This is a genomic window from Streptomyces sp. NPDC031100, from assembly GCF_055570785.1.
In genome coordinates this window covers 237735-258701 of record NZ_JBVIGN010000014.1, presented here as the reverse complement: position 1 = coordinate 258701, position 20967 = coordinate 237735, and the positions used below count along the sequence as shown (strand labels likewise).

The window sequence follows — 20967 nt, the reverse complement described above, 5'->3', positions numbered from 1 at the left end:
GCCTTGATCCGCTCGCGCTCGGTCGGCGTACGCCCCGTCGTGGGATCCGGCGTGACGTCGCCGACCGTGAAGATCCCGAACTGCATGGTCGCTCACCCTCCAGGTGGTTGATATGTCAACCGCAGCGGGTCAACGGATCACGGAGCGCTTCTATTCCGGCACTCCGGCCCGAAGAAGGAGGCTCAGCGCCGCGGCGGATTCCTGCGCGGCGTGAGGACGGCGTTCGGCAGGGCGGGAGCGGGCAGGCGACCCCCGGGGTACCCGTCGACGGCACCGAACCGGTCGGACTCGCTCTCCCAGTCCTCGCGGGCCCGGACGATGTCCTCATGGCTGCGCCCGACGAAGTTCCACCACATGACGATCTCCTCCCCGAACGGCGGGCCGCCGAGCAGAATCGCCCGCGCCGGGCCGTGCGACTCGTTCGTCAGCGTCAGGGTGTCGAGACCGGTGGGCGCGTAGCCGAGTTCGGCAGGGCGCAGCAGGGTGTCGACCAGGCGGACGTCCCCACTGTCCACGAGAACGCCGTGCTCGAAGTCGGTGCCCACGGCGAGCGAGATCGTCGCACCCGGTTCGATCAGGATCTCGGCGCCGAGCAGCGGGGTGAAGGTCCGCACCGGCGAGGTGCTTCCGGCGACGGAGCCCAGGAAGACCCTGATCTCCGCCCCGTCGACGCGCACGGGTTCGGGCACGTGATGCTGGAAGTCGCGTGCGGCGTCCCGGTGCCGATCGGGCAGCGCCACCCACAGCTGGACCCCGTGCAGAATCCGGGTGCGCGGCGTGGAGACCTCCGAGTGGCTGATGCCGTACCCGCCTGTCATGAGGTTCATCTCGCCGGGCCGGATGAGAGCGTGCGTGCCGAGGCTGTCGCGATGCTCCACTTCTCCGCTGAACAACCAGCTCACGGTCTGCAGGCCGGTGTGCGGATGGGGAGCCACGTCCATGCCGCGGGTCGCGGCCACGTCGACAGGGCCGTAGTGGTCGGCGAAGCACCAGGCTCCGATCAGCGTCCGTGCCCGCTGCGGCAGCGTCCGCCGTACGAGCATCGCGCGCGGGCCGCCCAGGGGCACGTCCCGCGCGGAGAGCACCTCGACGCGGGGCGCCTCGACCGGCTGCCGACCGTCCGCCCGCACTCCACACTCCGGTGCCGCGGGTTCGACTTCCAGGTTGCTCACCGGAACCATCTCCCAGAAGGTGTGGTTGTTACATCAACCATGATGACAGAGATTAGGTTGAAGAATCAACCATCACTGGTGGCGCCCGGGACCCGTCTCCCCCAGCTCAGGACGGGTCACGGTTCCTCGTCCAGCTTCTCCACCACACGCTCGGAGATCCGGGCCAGGGTCCGCAGTTCCGCGGGCGTGACATGGTCGAGGAACAGGGCGCGTACGGCCTCGACGTGCCGCGGGGCGGCGGCCTCGATCGCCGCGCGCCCGGCCTCGGTGATCACCACGAACGCGCCGCGTCCGTCATCGGGACACTCTTCCCGAGCCACCAGCCCGCGCTTCTCCATGCGACCGATGTGATGGGACATCCGGCTCTTCTCCCACTCCACCGCGCGGGCCAGATCCAGGAACCGCTGCCGCCCTTCCGGTACGTCCGTCAGATTGACCAGGACCGCGAAGTCCGCGGCCGACAGGTTCGACTCCGCCTGCAACAGACGCGCGAGCCGGCCCACGAGCCGCTCATGCAAGCGGACGAAGCCCCGCCAGGCCCGCTGCTCTTCCGGTGTCAGCCACTGCACCGTCTCGTCCATGAGCGCAGTGTAGACATGGTTGACATTTCATCGAACTGATCCCCTACCCCGTCCGACTCGGTCGACGGATCGAACTGGCGGGAGATCCTCGTCGCACAGGGCAACCACACCGGCATCGCCCGCGCTGTTCTGCCGGCCTGAACGAGGCGTCTCCCCATCCCGCCCCTCCTCGGCGCCGCGGCACGGAGTCTCCCTCCGTCCCGCGGGCGGACTGACGCTACCCCGTCGACGTCTTCGCACCCCGGACCAAACAGGTGATCTTGGAGCACGGTGACGCATACCGAATGCTTCCGAACCCCGCCCGTGCATGCGCGCCAAGCCGGTCACCGCGGGGGAAGGATCGCGGTTGGGGATCTTGGTGCACCCCGTTCACCTGCAGACCCGCCTGCCCCACAGCCATGTCGCGGGGCGGCACCGGGTGTGCCTCCCCGCCCTCCCATCCTCGAAGAACGGAGACACACTCATGGCGATGACGGTCGAAAGCGTCGAAGCCGAGATGGAGGCCGCGAACCAGGCCGGCGATCCGCCCGCCGACACGCTGGTGTCCGATCTGATCGACAAAAAGGAGGTCGACGGGGTCAACGGCCTGTTCCGCACGATCGGAACCCTGAAACCGGGTCAGGACCTGTCGGGCCTGCCCCCGAAGTTGGCGGAGTTCCTCAAGGAGGCGACCGCCGAGCCGCCCGGCTGGAGCGAGGCGGACGTCAAGGCCGCGGAGGGCTTCTTCGACCACCATCACGGGGACGCGTCCATGCTGCAGGGCACGGTCGGCCTGATCGGTACGTATCTGTCCCCCACCGGCGCCTTCACCCTGCGCTCCACCGGGCGTCTGGGCGGGGTGGACGGTCCGGGACGGCGCCTGGCGCAGTCCTCTCGCCTGTTCATCGGCATGGGCGACAGGGGCGCCCTGCGCAACGGCACCCTTGCGGCGACCGTGACCAAGGTGCGCCTGGTTCACGCCTCGGTCCGGCAGCTGCACAAGAAGAGCGGCGAGTGGGACTACGCCAAGTGGGGCGAGCCGGTCTCGCAGAAGTACACCGCCGGCGCCATCTGTGTCTTCAGCGTCCAGATCCTCGAGGCGCTGAGAAACCTCGGTGTGCACGTCTCCGACGAGGACCGCAAGGGCTTCATGTGCGCCTGGCACTACGTCAACCACTACCTCGGCACACCGGAGAAGTGGCTGATGCCCAAGGACGTCGACCTGGTCGACCGGATGTGGAGGATCGAGCGGGAGAAGGAGTGGAAGGAGAGCGACGACGGCAAGTTCATGACCGAGCAGGCCCTGAAGTTCTACAAGCGGGAGATGGTGCCCCCGCCGGCCTACGATCCGTTCGTCGCGATGGTCCGCAAGGCCTTCGGGGACAAGTACGCCGACATGGCCGGCATCCCGCGCAACGCCGCCCTCGACACGGGCGCCAAGATCGCGTCGGCCGGCCACAGCCTCGTCAGCAACACCTTCGGCGGCACCCTCGGCGGCACCGCCCAGAAGGCCGTCGGGACCAATCCCTACGATGCGATCCTGGGCCAGGCGTCGAAGGCGTTCAACAAGGTCGAGGAGTACGCCCTCAAGCACGACCAGGACGACCAGCCTCAGATGCACCAGGAACTCCACGACAACCGCTGACCCCCGGCGGGCGGCCGGCACCGTGCCCCCTGCGCCGCGGGGATGGGGGGCACGGCACGGGTAGCTCTCGGCATGCAGAAGTCCGCGGAATGCGGCTGCCGTTGACGGATCTGACCGGTGAGACGGCGGGCCTGCGGGTCCGCGCACCTCTACCCCTGAGCCAGGACCCGGGAGCCTTGTCCGCCCGTCGTTCGCCGCAGCCGACATACCCGTCGCCGCCTTGCTGCGGGAGACGTATACGGCAGTAAACGAAGGGGAGTTCTTGCCGCACTGCAAGTCGCCGTCCTCGACGGGCATCTCACCTCACACACGACCCTGTGCTGCGCGGGCTGTCCACACCATCCCCCTGACGGCTTCGACAACCCTGCATGAATGGGCGGAATCTCCGCCGGGCTTCGCTAGGGTCGTTGCACCGGCCACCGTCTTGTCATCCCCATAACGGGAACGGCTGGCCTCAGCCTTGAGGAGCTCGTATGCCCTACTACGACCTCGGCAGCCACGGCCGGCGCGTGACGACGTCGTCCTCCGAGGCGCAGACGTGGTTCGACCGCGGGCTGAACTGGACGTACGCCTTCAACCACGAGGAGGCCGTCCGCTGTTTCGAGGCCGCCGCAGCGGCGGATCCCCACTGTGCCATGGCCGACTGGGGCCTGGCCTACGCGCTCGGCCCCAACTACAACAAGCCCTGGGAGTCCTTCGACGAGCAGGACCTGGGGCGGACGGTGGAGCGTGCGCATGCCGCCGTGCAGCGCGCACACGCGAAGGCTGCCGGCGCCGCCCCGGTCGAACAGGCCCTCATCGGTGCCTTGCACGCCCGCTATCCGCGGGTCCAGGCCCCGGCCGCCGAGGACTGTTCCGTGTGGAACGTCGCCTACGCCGACAGCATGCGGGACGTCCACCGACTGGCGGCCGACGACCTCGACGTGGCCACCCTGTACGCCGACGCCCTGATGAATCTCACGCCCTGGAAGCTCTGGGACATCCGCACGGGCAGGCCGGCCCCGGGTTCGCGCACCACCGAGGCCAAGGCGGTGCTCGAACGGGCGATGGCCACGGAGGCGGGCGCGCGCCACCCGGGCCTGCTCCACCTGTACATCCACCTGATGGAGATGTCCCCGACGCCCGAGGTCGCCCTGCCGGTGGGTGACCGGCTGCGCGGTCTGGTGCCGGACGCGGGCCACCTCCAGCACATGCCGTCGCACCTGGAAGTGCTCTGCGGTGACTACCGCCGGGTGATCTCCGACAACGCCGAGGCGATCGCGGCCGACGAGAAGTTCCACGCCAGGGCCGGGGCGATGAACTTCTACACCCTGTACCGGTGTCACAACTACCACTTCAAGATCTACGGCGCGATGTTCCTCGGACGCTTCCAGGACGCGATCGAAACGGCGGACCGGCTCGAAGCGGCCGTGCCCGAGGAACTGTTGCGCATGGACAGCCCGCCCATGGCCGACTGGCTCGAGGGCTTCCTGGCGATGCGGGTGCACGTGCTCATCCGCTTCGGCCGCTGGGACGACATCCTCATCCTTCCGACACCTGCCGACGCGCAGCTGTACTGCGTGACCACGGCAATGCTGCGGTACGCGCGCGGGGTCGCTCTCTCGGCCACGGGCCGGATCGACGAGGCCGAGGCGGAACGTGAGCTCTTCCGCAACGCGGTCGCCCGGGTCCCGGAGACACGGATGCTGTTCAACAACACCTGCTCGGACATCCTGGCGATCGCCGCGCACATGCTGGACGGAGAGCTGGACTACCGCAAGGGGAAGTACGAATCGGCGTTCGCGGCACTGCGTCGGTCGATCGAGCTGGACGACGGCCTTCCCTACGACGAGCCGTGGGGGTGGATGCAGCCCACCCGGCACGCATACGGCGCGTTGCTCCTCGAACAGGGCCTGGTCGCGGAGGCCGAAGCCGTCTATCGCGCCGACCTCGGACTCGACGACACGCTGCCGCGCGCATTGCAGCACCCGGGCAACGTCTGGGCCCTGCACGGCCTCCACGAGTGCCTCGTGCGGCTCGGCAAGGAGGGAGAGGCACAGATCGTGGCCCAGCAGCTGAAGATCGCCGCAGCGATGGCGGACGTACCGATCGAGGCGTCCTGCTTCTGCCGCCTGGACGCGGTCACGGGCTCTGCGCCTGGGCGCGGCTGCTGTACCGGGGAGCAGTGACTATCACAGAGCGGAGCCCTGGCGAAGGCTTCGTGGACATCGGCTGCTCGCCAGGCCGTCGTGCCCGAGCCGGACGAGCCGTACGGCGAAGAGGGCAGCCGCCCGCTGGTCCTGGCCGTGCAGGGTGAAGGCCTCGGTGTCCGGGCGCCCGGAGGCTCAGGTCCTTGCGGAAGATCGGGTGGGCCGGCGGGCGCGCCGGGCGCCGGTGGGGACGCGACGGATCGTCACCACAACGGCGACGCACTGCCCGCCCGTGCGGGGGCTCCGCGAAAACAGCTCTGCCCCGGCTCCTGCCGCTAGAACCACCATGACTGCCGAGGCGGGTGCAGCGCGCGGCTGTGCGTCGTGCGACGTGCTTCATGCACTGCCGCCTTCGTCGGCGCGCCCCCAACCCGGGGACGGCGGCTGCGGCCAGGCCGGCAAACGCGGCAGAACTGTCGGCGGATGGTCGGATACGAGCCCGGCGGCGGAAGTCCGGCCGCTGAGCCAGCCGAGCAGTGCGTGTCCGGGGCCGGCGATCGCGGGGCCATCCGTGCAGAGCTCCCAGGACCGGCCGAGATCGACCGCTTCGACCGAGGAAACGGCGAAGCCTTGAGCCTTGAGTGCGGCGAGCGTGTCATCGAGTGCCCAGGAGACGTACGCGTCCGGCCAGTCCGTCGTGCGGTAGCCGAAGTCCAGGTCCAGGTGGTGGGTTTCAAGTTCCCGCCGACACCGCTGGAGGGTGTACCGGGCCGGGTGCCGCCAGCCTGCCAGGGCCGTGACCATGCTGTCCCACGCCGCCGCAGGCATGTCCTTCGACTCCGCCACGAGCTGCGCCAGGCGGTCATGTACCTCGGCGACGAGTTCGGCGGCGGGCAGCGCGGCGGTCTCCTCCATCGCCTGCACCAGGGCGGCCACACCCCTGCGCGGCCCCGGTTCGGCGCCCGTACGGGCCAGGCGCAGCAGCCACACGTAAGCGTCGGCGGAGTGGGCCACATGGGCGAGCACATGGCCACGCGTCCGGCCCTCGAGCCGCGAGGGGGCTCGCAGTTCAGCATCGGTCCGGCCGACGACGGCCCTGGTAATCCGGCCACTGGACCGGACGACGTCATCGATCAGGCCATCGATGTCGGCCGTACTCATCGCAACGGGACCGGCCACGCGCACTCCTGAGCGTCACAGTGAATCGCCCAGACGCGCGGCACAGACCATGACGGCCGAGCCGCTCCCCGGTGGTACTCCACCCTCAGCGCCAGTCACGGCCCTCAGCCACCCTAAAGGGTGACGACTCCCGAGGACAGGCCACAAACGCCTGCACGTCCCTGGGCGCAACTACGAGTACGGCATGGCCTCGCTATACGCGGACATGGGCGGACGCGACTGCGGAGTTCGGTGCTCCTTCTGTGCTCTTCGGAGGAAGCAACCCTCTGTCCGGAAAGACTCTCGGCTACCTCAGCGAAGATCTGAAGCAGCCGATGGTCGTCTTCCACCTTTGGAACGGCGGCGCGCCCGGGCCGAACCTACAGCAGGCCCACTGCAGGGACGGCGACGTTGAGCGGCCCCAAGCTGATGGGATCCGCAGGGTTGTACAGGACTCCACCGGTGAGCGACTCATCAGGGTTGTCACCCGTGGGCGGCGGCAGGAACTGCGTAGGGCCAGGAACCAGGCCACCCACCGGAAGAGCGTCGAAGCGAGGGGCGGCTGCCGAAACGTTGGACGCGGATAGGCCGAGGCCGCCAACAGCGAGAAGCGTGATGGCCGCAATCCGGGAAGACTTGATCATATAGATCCTTCGAAGCGCTTTTACCATGGCACGACGCGTCTCGACCCAACAGACGGGCATTGCGCGCCCGCCATGTCAACGCGCCGGTCGTCCCCTGGTGACGCCTCGCACGTCTGCTCCCCCCAAAGCCCGTCATCCGACCGGTACATCTGCGCCCCACTCACCCCGTCGTTGACGCGCTCCTGACAACGCACTGATTCCATGGCACTCTGCCCCACGCACGTCTATCCGCACCGCTCTTCGTTCCCCCACCCTGCCCGGACCCGATCAGTCCGGGCACGGCAGAAGGAGACATGCGTGAGACGCCATCGCACAACAACGGGAATTCTGCTGGCCGTTGGTGCCCTGTTCACAGGCGGCCTCGTCGACGCCGGTGCCGCCAACGCGGCCACCCCTGAAGCCACTTCTGGGCACTCGGTGGCAGCCCGTACCGCCTCTGCAGCCGAACAGCACAAGTCCCGCACCTTCTGGACGCCCGAGCGGATGCGCAGCGCCACCCCGCTCGATCTGCTGCTGACCTCCAAGGCCGCCAGGAGCCTGAAGGCTTCCCGGACCGAGAGGCAGGCGACGACGGTCGAACCCACCGCCGCCCCGGCCTCCTTCCCGCAGGCAGGTGGCCCGTGGACCGGCGGCGGGGCCGTCATCACGACGTCGGGCCGGGTGTTCTTCACGTTCCAGGGGCGTACCGCGTCCTGCACCGGCGACGCCGTGACGAGCCAGAACGCCAGCACCGTCATCACGGCCGGACACTGCGTGAAGTATCAGGGCAGCTGGCACACCAACTGGGTCTTCGTGCCCGCGTACAACAACGGCAACGCGCCGTACGGCCAGTGGACCGCGGCCAAGACGCTCACCACCCCGCAGTGGGAGGCGAGTGAGGACATCAACTACGACGTCGGCGCGGCGGTGGTCGCCCCGCTCAACGGCAAGAAGCTCACCTCGGTCGTCGGTGCGCAGGGCATCCAGTTCAACGGCGGCTACAACAAGCAGATGTACTCCTTCGGCTTCCCGGCCGCCTCGCCGTACGACGGTACGAAGCTCATCTACTGCAGCGGCAACAGCTCGAAGGACTTCCTCTTCTCGCAGGACCACAGCCTCGGCTGCAACATGACGGGCGGCTCCAGCGGCGGCCCCTGGTTCACCGGCTTCAGCGAGGCGACCGGCACCGGTCTGCAGGTCTCCGTGAACAGCTTCGGTTACACGTTCCTGCCGAACCGGATGTTCGGCCCGTACTTCGGCAACGACGTCAAGGCCCTGTACGACAAGGCCCAGACCTCCTAGCAGCAGCCGACCAGGACCACCATGCGGGTGGGCGGGGTCGGCTGGCCCTGCCCACTCGACTGCGGCTGTCCAGCCTGCGGGCAGCAGGCGCGCCCGGCGTGAGAGAGCGCACAGGGCGAATGGTGTTCTGCCCCCATACCTCCATGGCCCTCACCCGAACGGCGGAGTCACCAAGAGTGACGGCGATCTAACCTCCAGTGACCGATCGTTGGTGCCTGCCGTGGAGGTATTGCCATGCCCGCCGAGACCCTTCGCCCCCGGCCCGCCGGCCCGACCGAGGTCGGACCGGGCGACCCGCGCTACGAGGCGCTCCGCCGGGGATTCAACCAGCGGTGGGTCGCCAGCCCCGACTACGTGGTGGTGGCCGCCGGCACCGCCGACGTGGTCGCCGCTCTCAACACCTACCTCGCCGGCACGGCGGTCCTCGCCTCGCCGCCAGGCCGGATCACGGTCCGTTCCGGCGGGCACTGCTACGAGAATTTCGTCTGCGGCGACGACGTCGCCGTCATCATCGACGTCAGCACCATGGACGGTGTCTACTACGACCCCGAGATGGAGGCGTACTGCGTCGAGGCGGGCGCGACCAACTGGCACACCGTCACCCAGCTGTACCGCCGCTACGGTCTCACCGTGCCCGGCGGCTCGTGCTACTCCGTCGGAGCGGGCGGCCATATTTCGGGAGGCGGCTTCGGTCTGCTCTCCCGGTGGCACGGCCTCACGGTCGACTACCTGTACGCCGTGGAGGTGGTCACGGTACGCGACCGGACGCACGCCGAGGTCACCGTGGCGCGGAAGGATTCCCCGGAACGCGCACTCCAGGACCTGTGGTGGGCACACACCGGCGGCGGAGGCGGCAACTTCGGCGTGGTCACCCGCTACTGGTTCCGTGGCCTGCCCGAGCCGCCGGCCCAGGTGCTGACCAGGGCGATCGCCTGGGACTGGGACCTCTTCACGGAGGACCCCGACAAGTTCAAGTCCCTGGTGCGCCGTTACGGCGAGTTCTTCCTGGCCGAGCACACGGGCGAGGGCGGCCCGGACTTCCTTCGCGACCTCGACTACCGCGATCTCTTCACGCTGCTCAAGCTCAACAACCTCGCGAAGGGCAAGATCGGCCTGATCATCCAGCTCGACGGCACCCGCGACGACTCGATCGAGCGGCTCAACCGCTTCCTGAACTGGATCGCACCCGAGGATGTCTACCCGCAGACCCTCTTCGACCTGCAGATGGGCGAACACCCGCCGCTCAACGACCAGTACATCCCCACCCGGCTGCCGTGGCTCACGGCGACCCAGAACTTCAACGACTCCGGCCCGAGCCGGTGCGGGAAGTACAAGTCCGCCTACCACACGGGAAATTTCACCGAGCGCCAGCTCGACGTGCTCTTCGACCACCTCACCACGCCGTACGACAACGAGGACGCCTTGCTCCAGGTGGACTCCTACGGCGGGCGGATCAACGACGTCGACCCGTTCGCCACCGCCGTGCCCCAGCGCTCGTCCGTGCTGAAGCTCCAGTACCAGACCTACTGGACCTGGGGAAAGGACGCCAACAGCGACGGGGTCTTCGACTACCAGGACGCTCTGGCCGACCCCGCCATCGCCGCACCGCACCTGAAGTGGATCCGCGACTTCTACCAGGAGATGTACGCGGAGACCGGTGGCGTGCCCGAGATCCCCAACACCGACGGCTGCTACGTCAACTATCCCGACGTCGACCTCAACGACCCGGAATTCAATGACCCGGCCGAAGGCCAGCCCTGGTACCTCCTGTACTACGGGGCCAACTACGAGCGGCTCCAGCGGGCCAAGGCGTACTGGGACCCGCGGAACGTCTTCCGGCACGAGCAGTCGGTCCGCCTGCCGGACATGGCGGCCCGGCCGGTTCACGGTCGGTCCTCCACGTCGTAGATCACCGGCTGCGTGATCAGGTCCAGGCACTCGGTGGGCAGCCTACGGGGGCGTCGGACGGAGGCGCGGCGTCGGGCGCGGTGAACGCCGTGGTCAGGTAGCGCGCGCGGTCCGTGAGGCTCCAAGTTCAGAGCCTCGTCCGCGCGGAGCCCGCCCGGGCGCACCGCTGCAGCGTCGGAGACGCGGGCCGAGACCTCGGCGGCGCCACGGCCTCCGCCGGCAGCCCGACCCGGCCGCGCACGACGCGCGGTTCGGAGCCGTCCGGACGGACGGCCGAGAACAGCCGGCCCTCCTGGTCGGTGCCGGGTGGCCCGGACGTCGGCGGTGGTCAGGACCGTCGTCCGGTGTCCGGTCGTGGCATCCGGTGCGGCGTGCGCGGTCCAGTGGCGGCGGTGACTACTACCGCAGCTGGTAGCGAGCAGCCGTGCGGCGGTTGAGAAGGTCTGAGGCGAGGAGCAGGCTGGATGACGACGGCCGCGTGCCTGTCGCTGCAGGCGGTCATTCGATGCGCAGGAGGTCGACGTGTCGGCTGCTTCCGACGACATACGGCCGGCCACGGGACAACCTGCGTCGGCCACGGTGGATGCCAACGGCCTCATCACCGCGTGGAGCGCCGGTGCCCGTGAGCTGCTGGGCCACGGGCGGGCCGAGGTGATCGGTCGAGAAGCCAGGATTCTCCTGGCAGAGCCCTTTCCGGAGGCTGCCCGGCGGTGCTGCGCCGAGCACAGGGGATGGAATGGACCCATCACCGTGCGTCACCGCGACGGCCGCAGCCTCCAGGTCCGGCTGCAGGCGCATCCACTGCTGGACGCAGCGGGTCAGACGCAGTGGTTCCTCACGGTGACCTCACCGCTGTCATCGCGAGCGGCGGGCGCGAGCGCAGGCAGTGAGCCGGACGCGTCGGTCATCAAGCAGTGGGCTCTGGAGCAGCTTCCCCTGACGATGGCGCTCTTCGACCGACAGGGGGTGTGCTTCGCGGTGAACGCCGCGGCGACCGTTGCCATGGGAAAGTCGCAGGAGGAGCTCCTCGGCGTGCGCATCGGCCACTCCGGTCCCGGGCAGCCGATGGCCGGGCTGGAAGGCATCGCCCAGGCCGCAGAGCGCGTGTGGCGCAGTGGGGAGGCCGTGCGGTTGGAAGCGCACCTCCGGACACCCGGTGAGTCCCGCCCCCATGCGTGGCTCCTTACGCTCTACCCGGTCAAGGACCCGGACGGGAGAGTCTGCGCCGTGTCACAGACGGCGGCCGACACCACTGAACAGTTCCGGGCCCGTCAGCGGCTGGGTGTTCTCAACGAAGCGGGGCTGCGGATCGGCACCGCGCTCGATCTCACCCGCACCGCGGATGAACTGGCGGCAGTCGCCTCGGAGCACTTCGCCGACTTCGTCGTCGTCGATCTGCTGGACAGCGTCATCGGTGGCGCAGGGCCGAGCAGCTCCGGCGACCTCCCGGTCCTTCGCCGCACCGCCCAGCGCTCCGTACTGCCGGGATGCCCGGAGGCGGTGATCCCGCTCGGCGGGACCCACACCTACCACGAGGAGTCGCCACCGGGCCGCGCGCTCGCCTGCGGTCGCGCCTCGCGGCATCCCGTCGATGAATCCACCCTCGCCTCATGGGCTGCCGGTTGCCCCGGACGGGCCGAGCGCATCCGGACACACAGGATTCACTCCCTGTTGTCGGTACCGCTGCAAGCCCGGGGCACGCGTCTCGGGATCGCCGTCTTCTGCCGTCATCGCACCCCCGATCCGTTCGACGATCAGGATCTCTGGCTGGCCGAAGACCTTGCCGCCAGGGCCGCGGTACACATCGACAACGCGCGCCGCTACACCCGTGAACGAGAGATCGCGCTCGCTCTGCAGAGCAGCCTGATGCCGGACCGCGCACTGCGCCAACCCGCCGTGGAGGTCGCCTCCCGCTACGTGCCGGCCGACCCGAGTGCGGGCATCGGCGGAGACTGGTTCGACGTCATCCCGCTGTCGGGGGCGAGAGTCGCCCTCGTGGTCGGCGACGTGGCCGGCCGGGGCATTCACGCATCCGCCACGATGGGGCGGCTGTGTACGGCGGTCCGCACCCTGGCCGACGTCGACCTGGCCCCCGACGAACTCCTGACCCAGCTCGACGACCTCGTCCTTCGCCTGGATCGCGCGGAAACGGCGGACGCCACGGTCCAGGCACTGGACTCCGGTGTGGGCGAGGTGGGAGCCACGTGCCTGTACGCCGTGTACGACCCCATCTCCCGCAGTTGCTCCGTGGCCCGCGCCGGTCATCCCCTACCGGCGATGGTCACCCCGGACGGCTCGGTGGACCTCCTGGACATACCGGCTGGACCGCCCCTGGGGCTGGGCGGGCTGCCCTTCGAGGTCGCCGAGTTCGACGTGCCGGAAGGCAGCATCCTCGCTCTCTACACAGACGGCCTCATCGAGAACGCCTACGGCGACATGGACGACGGGTACGCGGGCCTTCGTGCCGCACTGGCCGATCCGCACCGCTCCCTGGAGGAAACCTGCGACCAAGCACTCGAAACCCTGCTTCCCGGCCGCCGAAAGGACGACGCAGCCCTGCTGCTGGCGCGCACCCGCGTCCTGGGTGGCGACCAGGTCGCCACCTGGGCACTGTCCTCCGATCCTGCGGCCGTCGCCCATGCCCGCGCCTTCGCCTGTCAGACGCTCGCTGCCTGGGGCCTGGAGGACCTGGCGTTCGTCATCGAACTGATCGTCAGCGAGCTCGTCACCAACGCCATCCGCTACGCCGGACCCCCTTGGCACCTGCGGCTGATCCGTGACGCCGACAGCGTCATATGCGAGGTGAACGACGCCTCCAGTACCGCGCCTCACCTGCGCCGCGCCCGCGTCTTCGACGAAGGCGGACGCGGCCTCTTCATCGTCGCTCAGCTCGCCGGGCGCTGGGGTACCCGCCACACGGGCACGGGCAAGACGATCTGGGCGGAGGTGGCGCTGGCGGAGCACGCTCTCCGGGAATCCTGAGCGCTCATCGGGGGACGCTCCAGGCGAGGTCGGGGAGGTAGCTCGGCGCGGCCGTGAAGCCGGTCAACTTCCTTGCGTTGTAGGCGTACAGGCCGTCCATGCGCAGGACGGAGACGAACCACGCCCGGTCCACGACGAACCGCATGACGTCCTGGTAGAGCGCGGGCTGCTTGGCGGCGGGTGCCGCCGCGGCTGCGGTCAGCATGCGCGTGAGCTTGGGGTCGGAGGTGGCGAAGGGGTTGAAGGCGGTGGCATGCGGGAGCATCCAGTCGAGGGACAGGGCGTAGCTGGTCGCGCCGCCGTACCCGAAGCCGAGCGCCGGGTACTTCCTGGAGGTGGCGCCGGCCAGCCACTGACCGACACTCGTGTCGGTGGTGACGTCGGCGGTGACACCGATCTGCTTCCACTGCTGGACGACCGCCTGGGTGACCAGGTCGATACCGAAGAGGCTCTGTGTCTCCATCGTCAGCTTGAAGCCGTGGGGGTATCCCGCTGCCGCGAGGAGCTTCTTCGCCTTGCCCGGGTCGTAGGGGTAGCGGTTGTCGTAGTCGGCCGCGAAGCCGTCGAGTCCGGGGAGGGATATCTGGCTGGTCGGGTGGCCGTGGCTCTGGACGATCGCCTTGGTGATGGCGGCTCGGTCCACGGCGTAATTGAGGGCTTGGCGGACCCGGATGTCCTTGAGCGGCTTCGCGATGGTGCCCTGTCGGTCGGCGAGGTTCACGCCCATGAAGATGTTCGGGGCTCCGGTGACCTTCAGCCCGGCGGACATGGCTGTGTCGGCCTGGTTGGCGGTGATGGCCAGGGCGTCGGCCTGGCCCGTTCTCACCGCCTGGAGTGCGGAGTTGGGATTGGCGACGACCTTGATGACCACCTTCTTCCAGTGGATCTTCTTCTTGTCCCAGTAGTGGGGATTGGGAGTGTAGGTGTAGTGGTCGCCGGATGCCGTGTGCGCCGCGTCGAGGACGTACAGTCCGGCACCGAAGGAGTGAGTGCCCATGGCGGCCGGGGACGCCAGGCCCTTGGGGCTGATGACCGAGCCGATCATCAGGACCTGGGTCATCAGCTGCGGCAGATTGGGGTGCGGGCTGGAGCAGTGGATCCGTACCGTCAGCGGGCCGCCGGCCGTGACCGAGTCGATGGCGGAGGTCCAGGACACGTTGAGGCCGTTCTTGCGGACGTAGTTGAGCGAGGCTGCCACCGCTGTGGCGTCCAGCGGTGTGCCGTCGGCGAACTTCAGACCACTGCGCAGCGTGAACGTGAAGTCGGTGTTGCCCGTGCCGGCGTATCCCCACTTGGTGGCCAGACCCGGTGCGACCTTGCCGCTGCGGCCCTGCCTCAGCACGGTGTCGTAGGCCAGGTTGACGAACCAGTTGTCGGAACCGACGTTGGCCATCGCCGGGTCGAGGCTGGCGGGTGCACCGGCGGCGACGACGGTCAGGGTGTCTGTCCGGCCGCTGCTTCCGCCTGTGTCGGAGCCGCCGCAGGCGGTGGCCGCGACGGCGAGCGCCGCCAGTGTCGCGAGCCCTCTGGTCAGGGTTCTTCTGTTCATGGGCGTTCCTTACGTGTGCGCGGAGCGGAGGGAGTTGAGTTCCGTGGTGCGGTGGCACGCTGCGGCGCGGCCGTCCGGGAGCGGCAGCAGAGGAGGTCGCTCGCTGCGGCAGAGGTCGACGGCATGGGGGCAGCGGTGAGCGAAGACGCAGCCGGCGGGTGACGGCGCGGCCGCAGTCGTCGTTGCCGCGCGCTTCGCCGTGCGGGCCCGCTGGGCGTGCGGGTCGGGCTGGGGCACGGCCGCGAGCAGCGCTTGGGTGTACGGGTGGATCGGATCGGCGTACAGCGTGGCGGCGGGTCCGGTCTCCATCACCTGGCCGTGATAGAGGACCACGATGCGGTGCGAGAGGTGACGCACCACGGGCAGGTCGTGGGCGATGAAGAGAAAGCTGAGATCGAGGTCGCGCTGCAGGTCGGCCAGGAGGTTCAGCACCTGCGCCTGGATGGAGAGGTCCAGTGCGCTGACCGGCTCGTCGCAGATCACCAGGCGCGGTTCGGGCATGAGCGCGCGGGCGATGGCGATGCGCTGGCGCTGTCCGCCGGAGAACTGACCGGGGTAACGGTCCGCGGTGTCGGCGGGCATACCGACTCGCTGAAGCATCGCCTCGACGCGCTCCCCGGTCCCCCGTGCGTGGGAGTCGCCGTGGGCGAGCAGGGGTCGACGACAACAGTCGTCTGACCACCAGTCGGAAGACAGTCATGCTCACCTCGTCAGAGGTCGTGCAACTCGACGTGTATTGCGGGAAGTTAGTTACACGTGTCGATAACGATGCCAAAAGACCTCAGACATAGCTAGTTACACGTTTTACAAAACGGATCGGCCCGTTAGCTAGCCCTGGAGGCCGGTCACCGTCTGCACATGCCGCAGGCTCGGCTCGGCCAGCACGGCGTGCAGCTGCTGGAAGACCTGACGTGCCGCGACCGCGTTCCAGTCGTCGGGAAGGAGTTCCTTCGGCAGGCCCGGGTCGAGGTACGGCAGGCGTCGCCATTGCGTGAGCATGGGGACGTAGTGCCGGAACGCTTCCGTGGCATCGATGTCGGACTGCGTCGTCAGCCGTGCCGCGACAGGGCCGTAGGTCTCGGTGAACGCGGCGTACTGTGCCTGGATCGCCGGGAAGTCCCACCAGGAACTGACCGAGGTCCGCAGATCGCTGAACGCCACGTACTGCGACGCGAAGAGGTGCACGTACGCGCTGAGGCCGAGCCGGTCGAGGGTGGCGCGGGCGTCTTCGAGGAGGCGCCCGGGTGCGAGCCACACCCCGGAGGTGATGTTGCCGAAACCGAGCCAGGTCAGGCGGGTGCGGAGCTGGTAGCGATGGGCGCGTTCGGACTCGGGCACGGAGAAGACGGCCATGACCCAGCCGTCCGCCAGGTCCGCCGGCTCCAGGCTGCCGAAGATGCGACGGTCGCCCTCGTCGAAGACGGGATGGACGGCCGGGCTCAGGCGGTATCCGCTGGCGCTGCGCCGCTCGGGTTCCAGGATGCCCCGCTTCTTCAGACGGGAGATCGCCGAGCGCACCGCCGGCCCGTCCACGTCCAGTTCGGCCATCAGCACGATCAGGTCGGCGATGGAGATCCATCCCCCGAGACGGCGCAGGAAGGCCCCGTAGACCGTGTTGATCAACGAGCTGGGCCTGAGGGGACTGTCCGACATGATCGCCTTCCGTGGTGTGCGGTGGCGATCCTACCGAGCGCTCGGTGCGGCCGGGTGGGTGGACGGGGGCTGGGGTGGCCGGTCATCCGGCGGTCGCCTCCCGCTGGGGCAGCGGTGTCCCGGCGTACGCACCGGACAGGAGGTGGCCTGCTCCGGGCGCGACGGCCGGCAGGCCGAGGGTGCGCAGCATCTGGTGTGCCGTGCACACCGCGGCCGAGACCACGGGCTTGCCGAGCAGCTGCTCGGCCTCCTCGATGGCCCCGAGCGAGGGCATCTGCACGCAGGCGGAGAGGACGACAGCGTCCGCGTCGGTGTACCGGAGGGCGCGGGCGATGCCTGGCAGCTTGGCGGGGTCGTGCGCGGCGACGTCCAGGTTGTCGGGGATCTCGAGCGCTGCGTAGTCGAGGACCTCGATGCCCTCGTGGGTCAGGTATCCCACCACGGTCTGGGTCAGCGGCCGCAGGTACGGGGCGACCAGGGCGATCTTCTTGGCACCGAGGGTGTGCAGGCCGTGCACGAGGGCGCCGGCGCTGGTGACGACCGGGGCGGGGGCGCCGTTCTCGGCCGTACGAGCGTGCAGCCGGTCCTCGGACGTGCGGTGGTAGCCAAGGCCCATGCTCATGATGGCGACCAGGCATGCGTAGCCGAGGACGTCCACACGGGCGTCGGACAGCTCGACGGCGCAGCGGTCGGAGTCCGCGTCCATGGACTTCAGCTGCTCGGGCGTGACGTGGGTCATGCGCATGCGGCTGGAGTGGAAGGTGAAGCGTTCCGGCGCCACGCTCTCGCGGGCGCGCAGAATGGCGGGGATCTCGGTTTCCATCGTGACGTTGGAACTGGGCACGATCTGGCCGATGCGGTACGTGCGGTGGGCCATGGTTTCTCCGTGGTTCTGAGAGCCTGTGTCATATCTCCGGTCGGATCAGCGCGCGGCGTCTGGTGCGTGCGATCGCAAGGCGCCGGAGCGCCCTCGATGGGGGTGCCCCCGCGCGAGCGAAGCCGAGCGTGGGGGAGGAGCCACGTGGGTGGTTCGGCAATGCGGCTGGGGGTCCCCCCACGCCCTTAAGGCAGTGGGGGAGTGCGTGCCAGGCGTCGCGCGCCCGGCCGGGGATATGACACAGGCTCTGAGGCAGGGGTGACGGTCAGCGGGCGTCGACGACGGGGTTGGTGAGGGTGCCGATGTGCTCGACGGTGGCTTCCACGGTGTCGCCCGGGGCGAGGAACTCGGGGGGCACCATCCCGGCGCCCACCCCGGAGGGGGAGCCGGTGGCGATGACGTCGCCCGGTTCCAGGGTCACGCCGGAGGAGATGTCGGCGATGAGGCGCGCGATGGGGAAGAGCATGTGGCGGGTGTTCGACTTCTGCTTGGTGACGCCGTTGACGCGCAGTTCGAGGTCCAGGGCCATCGGGTCGGCGATGGCGTCGGCGGTGACGACGGCGGGGCCGAAGGGCGCGTAGGAGTCCTGGCCCTTGGAGAAGAACCACTGGCCGGAGCGGCGCTGGTCGCGGGCGCTGATGTCGTTGACGATGCTGTAGCCGAAGATGTGGTCGTAAGCGTCTTCCTCGCTGACGCGGAAGGCGGTGCGGCCGATGACGACGGCCAGTTCGCACTCCCAGTCGAGCTGTCGGGTGAGGTCGCCGTTGTGCAGGATCGGCTGTCCGGGGCCGGTGACCGCGGTGGCGGGCTTGCTGAACAGGACGGGGCGCGGGGGCAGTTCCTTGTCGGTGTCCAGGCTGCGGCTGGATTCCTCGACGTGTTCGACGTAGTTGAGGCCCACCCCGATGATCTTGCCGGGGCGCAGCGGGGCGTGGAGGACGACCTGCTCGATCCCGTGGACGGCTTCGGCCGGCCGGCCGGACGGGTCGGCGGCGAGCAGGCGGCGCGCGGTGTCGTGGACGTCGGCGCCCGCGCGGATGAACGTCAGCAGGTCCTGCGGGAGTGCGGTGTCGTGGTGGGCGGCCAGGACGGCGAGGTCGATCACACGGTCGTCGATCTGGGCACCGAGGCGGGCGGGGGCATCGCTGACCGTGTAGGTCACGAGTCGCATGACGGCTCCTTGGCGAGCGGGACAGGGAGGAAGGAAGGGACCACCGCGCCGGCTCCGGTGTCAGGGCCGGCGGTTCCGGCGCGGGCGGTTCACGCGGTGGGCTGGTGCCCGCCGTTGTCGGTGTACGCCTCTTCGCGGTGGAAGCCGAGGGAGCGCATCACGGGGAAGTCGTTGAACGAGAAGAGGCAGGCGTCCTCGCCCTGGTCGAGGTTCGCGTGTTCGTGCCAGGCCCAGGACGGGACGCAGAAGATGTCGCCCTGCTGCCAGTCGTAGCGCTGTCCGGCGATGATCGAGTAGCCCCGGCCCTTGGCCGCGGTGTAGACGACCGACCCGGTGTGACGGTGGGCTTTGGTCGCCTGGCCGGGGCGCAGGAGCTGCATGTGGGCGCCCATGGTGGGCATGACGGAGCCACCGGTGACGGGGTTGGTGTACTCGGCGATGACACCGTCGTACGGGGAGCCTTCCGTGGCCTCGGCGAGGTTGCGCAGCGACTGGTGGGTGGGCTCCCACGGGTAGGCGAGCAGCGGCGAGTAGGGGCGGGTCCACTTCTCCACGCCGTACGGCAGCAGGTTGGCGCCGTAGGTGAGGACCGAGGAGTTGATCACCTTTCCGGGCTGCTGGTACAGCTCGGGGTGGACCTCGTAGAAGCCGGCGTCCATGGCGTTGACGAGGGGGATGTCGAGGCCGTCCTGCCAGATGACGGGGCCGTCGTCGGCGTCGTTGCCGTGCTCGTGCCAGGTGCCGTTGGGGGTGATGGCGAAGTCGCGGGGACCGACCTTCAGCTTCTGGCCGTCGACGATCGTCCAGGCGCCGGTGCCCTCGTGGACGAAGCGGAGGGCGGCGGCCTGGTGGCGGTGCGCGGTCATGGACTCCCCCGGCCCCATGATCTGCAGGCCGGTGTAGAGGAGACCGACGGCGGCGCTCACGTCCTTGCGGCCGGGGTTGACGAGCATGACGACGCGGCGTCCGGCGTCGTCGGCCTTGACCAGGTCGAGCGCCTTGCGCACGAGGGGGCGCAGGGCGTCGTAGCGCCACAGGACCGGTACGGACTTCGGATGCGGGTACCAGGGCTCGATGTCGTTGGCGACCGTCCAGAGAGCGCCGGCCTCCAGTTCGGCGAGTTCGCCGTAGTAGGCGGTGAGCTCGGGGGTGTCGGACACGCGGGCCCGGCCCAGCCTGCTGTCGTCGTACTCGGCGGTCATGACTCCTCCTTCGGGGCGCCGGCGGCGGCGGTTGCGTCGGTCGAAGGCGACGCGGCGGGGTCGGTCGTGAAGGTGACCGGCGTGCGTGGGGTGTTGTCGACGTGCAGGCGGAAGACGTCGAAGCGGTTGTAGTGGCCGACGATGTCGTGCATCTGCTTGGGCTGGATGCACTTGGTCAGGTCGATCTCGCCGTAGACGATGCCCTCGTCGTCGACGAGCGGCTCGGTGACGGGGCGGCCGTCGGGCCCGAAGATCCCCGAGAGGGCGCTGCGGGGGCGGGCGAGCATGCGGCGCACGTTCTCGTCGTCGCCGGCGATGGTGTCCACGATCTCCGGCGAGATCGTGGAGCAGGAGACGACGGAGAAGACCTTGCCCTCGAAGCTGTGGGCGGCGGTGCGGACGGCGATGGCGTCGGCCATGTCGTAGTCCTCCGGCGCGACCGGCAGCGCGATGTAACCGGCCGCGTGGACCAGCTCGCCCTGGGCGAGCAGGGTGAACCGGGCCAGGGTGTTGGTGTTCTCACCGCAGGCGAGGGCGCCGAGCGGTCCGACGGGGGTCTGATGGACTCTCAGCGAGCTTCCGTCGCCGCCCGTCCAGGTCAGCTTCTCCGCCCACGTGGGCACCAACTTGCGGTGCACACCGAGGAGTTCACCGTCCGGGCCGACGATCAGGAGCGTGTTGTAAAGGATGCCGAGACTGTGGGGGCTTCGTTCGTTGACGCCGATGACCAGGACGACACCGTGCTGACGGGCTGCCGCGCGCAGCGCGTCCACGTGCGGGCCGGGGATGTCGACGGACGCCTGCCACAGGCGCTCGAACCACGGGGATCCCTGGACCGGGTTCATGGTCCAGTTCCAGTAGGGATAGCCGGGGACGAAGACCTCGGGGAAGACGACCAGTTCGGCGCCGTGCGTGGCGGCCTCCGCCAGGAGGGAGACCGCTTTGTCGACCGTGGCCGCCGGATCCAGGAAGACGGGCGAGGACTGCACGGCTGCCGCCGTGAAGCGGGGCAGTTTCTCCATGTGTTCCATCTGTT

At 69.2% G+C, this 20967-nt stretch carries 15 protein-coding genes and 1 riboswitch; of the genes, 5 read left to right on the top strand and 10 right to left on the bottom strand.

Translation table 11 applies throughout. From position 1 onward, the window contains the following. Nucleotides 1-182: 182 nt before the first annotated feature. Entirely contained in the window at nt 183-1172 is a 990-nt protein-coding gene (locus ACZ5DS_RS34025) for a pirin family protein (protein ID WP_468246269.1), read from the bottom strand. A gap of 116 nt (nt 1173-1288) precedes the next feature. Next, a complete protein-coding gene (locus tag ACZ5DS_RS34020) occupies nt 1289-1753 on the bottom strand; it encodes a MarR family winged helix-turn-helix transcriptional regulator (RefSeq protein ID WP_468246267.1) in 465 nt (154 codons plus the stop codon). A gap of 469 nt (nt 1754-2222) precedes the next feature. Between ACZ5DS_RS34020 and ACZ5DS_RS34015 the strand changes: the two genes are divergently transcribed. Next, complete coding sequence (locus ACZ5DS_RS34015) at nt 2223-3377, top strand: oxygenase MpaB family protein (protein ID WP_468246265.1); 1155 nt, start codon at nt 2223-2225, stop codon at nt 3375-3377. A 473-nt stretch (nt 3378-3850) separates the two neighbouring features. Next, nucleotides 3851-5545, top strand: coding sequence for a tetratricopeptide repeat protein (locus tag ACZ5DS_RS34010; protein ID WP_468246262.1), 1695 nt, complete (start codon nt 3851-3853; stop codon nt 5543-5545). A gap of 357 nt (nt 5546-5902) precedes the next feature. Here the strand turns inward: ACZ5DS_RS34010 and ACZ5DS_RS34005 are convergent, their stop codons facing one another. Continuing rightward, complete coding sequence (locus tag ACZ5DS_RS34005) at nt 5903-6667, bottom strand: maleylpyruvate isomerase family mycothiol-dependent enzyme (protein WP_468246261.1); 765 nt, start codon at nt 6665-6667, stop codon at nt 5903-5905. Between the two features lie 38 nt (nt 6668-6705). Beyond that, a riboswitch (ZMP/ZTP riboswitch) is annotated at nt 6706-6794 on the bottom strand. Between the two features lie 811 nt (nt 6795-7605). On the opposite strand from ACZ5DS_RS34005, the gene ACZ5DS_RS34000 reads away from it, so the two are divergent. From ACZ5DS_RS34000 to ACZ5DS_RS33990, 3 genes are all read left to right on the top strand, one after another. Next, complete coding sequence (locus ACZ5DS_RS34000; RefSeq protein WP_468246259.1) at nt 7606-8589, top strand: trypsin-like serine peptidase; 984 nt, start codon at nt 7606-7608, stop codon at nt 8587-8589. A 234-nt stretch (nt 8590-8823) separates the two neighbouring features. After that, nucleotides 8824-10497 (top strand): FAD-binding oxidoreductase, encoded by a 1674-nt coding sequence (locus tag ACZ5DS_RS33995; RefSeq protein WP_468246256.1) that lies wholly within the window; start codon nt 8824-8826, stop codon nt 10495-10497. Nucleotides 10498-11019: 522 nt separating this feature from the next. Continuing rightward, a complete protein-coding gene (locus ACZ5DS_RS33990) occupies nt 11020-13479 on the top strand; it encodes a SpoIIE family protein phosphatase (protein WP_468246255.1) in 2460 nt (819 codons plus the stop codon). A 4-nt stretch (nt 13480-13483) separates the two neighbouring features. On the opposite strand, the gene ACZ5DS_RS33985 is transcribed toward ACZ5DS_RS33990, so the two are convergent. The 7 genes from ACZ5DS_RS33985 to ACZ5DS_RS33955 form a co-directional block, all read right to left on the bottom strand. Continuing rightward, nucleotides 13484-15028, bottom strand: coding sequence for an ABC transporter substrate-binding protein (locus ACZ5DS_RS33985; protein ID WP_468246253.1), 1545 nt, complete (start codon nt 15026-15028; stop codon nt 13484-13486). 9 nt (nt 15029-15037) lie between these two features. Next, complete coding sequence (locus ACZ5DS_RS33980) at nt 15038-15682, bottom strand: oligopeptide/dipeptide ABC transporter ATP-binding protein (RefSeq protein WP_468246298.1); 645 nt, start codon at nt 15680-15682, stop codon at nt 15038-15040. Between the two features lie 174 nt (nt 15683-15856). Next, a complete protein-coding gene (locus tag ACZ5DS_RS33975; protein ID WP_468246251.1) occupies nt 15857-16681 on the bottom strand; it encodes a PaaX family transcriptional regulator in 825 nt (274 codons plus the stop codon). Nucleotides 16682-16763: 82 nt separating this feature from the next. Next, on the bottom strand, nt 16764-17558 hold the full coding sequence (locus ACZ5DS_RS33970) for a maleate cis-trans isomerase family protein (protein ID WP_468246248.1): 795 nt from the start codon (nt 17556-17558) through the stop codon (nt 16764-16766). A gap of 265 nt (nt 17559-17823) precedes the next feature. Further along, nucleotides 17824-18729 (bottom strand): fumarylacetoacetate hydrolase family protein, encoded by a 906-nt coding sequence (locus ACZ5DS_RS33965; RefSeq protein ID WP_468246246.1) that lies wholly within the window; start codon nt 18727-18729, stop codon nt 17824-17826. Nucleotides 18730-18818: 89 nt separating this feature from the next. Beyond that, nucleotides 18819-19931 (bottom strand): cupin domain-containing protein, encoded by a 1113-nt coding sequence (locus ACZ5DS_RS33960; protein ID WP_468246244.1) that lies wholly within the window; start codon nt 19929-19931, stop codon nt 18819-18821. After that, nucleotides 19928-20962, bottom strand: coding sequence for a carbon-nitrogen hydrolase family protein (locus ACZ5DS_RS33955; RefSeq protein WP_468246241.1), 1035 nt, complete (start codon nt 20960-20962; stop codon nt 19928-19930). Before ACZ5DS_RS33955 ends, ACZ5DS_RS33960 begins: the two co-directional genes overlap by 4 nt. Between the last annotated feature and the right edge of the window lie 5 nt (nt 20963-20967).

Excerpts from the sequence above, each read along its gene's own strand:
- ACZ5DS_RS33985 (WP_468246253.1), bottom strand. The coding sequence starts at position 15,028 with ATGAACAGAAGAACCCTGACCAGAGGGCTCGCGACACTGGCGGCGCTC.
- ACZ5DS_RS33965 (WP_468246246.1), bottom strand. The coding sequence starts at position 18,729 with ATGCGACTCGTGACCTACACGGTCAGCGATGCCCCCGCCCGCCTCGGT.
- ACZ5DS_RS34005 (WP_468246261.1), bottom strand. The coding sequence starts at position 6,667 with ATGAGTACGGCCGACATCGATGGCCTGATCGATGACGTCGTCCGGTCC.
- ACZ5DS_RS34015 (WP_468246265.1), top strand. The coding sequence starts at position 2,223 with ATGACGGTCGAAAGCGTCGAAGCCGAGATGGAGGCCGCGAACCAGGCC.
- ACZ5DS_RS33955 (WP_468246241.1), bottom strand. The coding sequence starts at position 20,962 with ATGGAACACATGGAGAAACTGCCCCGCTTCACGGCGGCAGCCGTGCAG.
- ACZ5DS_RS33995 (WP_468246256.1), top strand. The coding sequence starts at position 8,824 with ATGCCCGCCGAGACCCTTCGCCCCCGGCCCGCCGGCCCGACCGAGGTC.
- ACZ5DS_RS34020 (WP_468246267.1), bottom strand. The coding sequence starts at position 1,753 with ATGGACGAGACGGTGCAGTGGCTGACACCGGAAGAGCAGCGGGCCTGG.
- ACZ5DS_RS33960 (WP_468246244.1), bottom strand. The coding sequence starts at position 19,931 with ATGACCGCCGAGTACGACGACAGCAGGCTGGGCCGGGCCCGCGTGTCC.
- ACZ5DS_RS34010 (WP_468246262.1), top strand. The coding sequence starts at position 3,851 with ATGCCCTACTACGACCTCGGCAGCCACGGCCGGCGCGTGACGACGTCG.
- ACZ5DS_RS33970 (WP_468246248.1), bottom strand. The coding sequence starts at position 17,558 with ATGGCCCACCGCACGTACCGCATCGGCCAGATCGTGCCCAGTTCCAAC.
- ACZ5DS_RS33975 (WP_468246251.1), bottom strand. The coding sequence starts at position 16,681 with ATGTCGGACAGTCCCCTCAGGCCCAGCTCGTTGATCAACACGGTCTAC.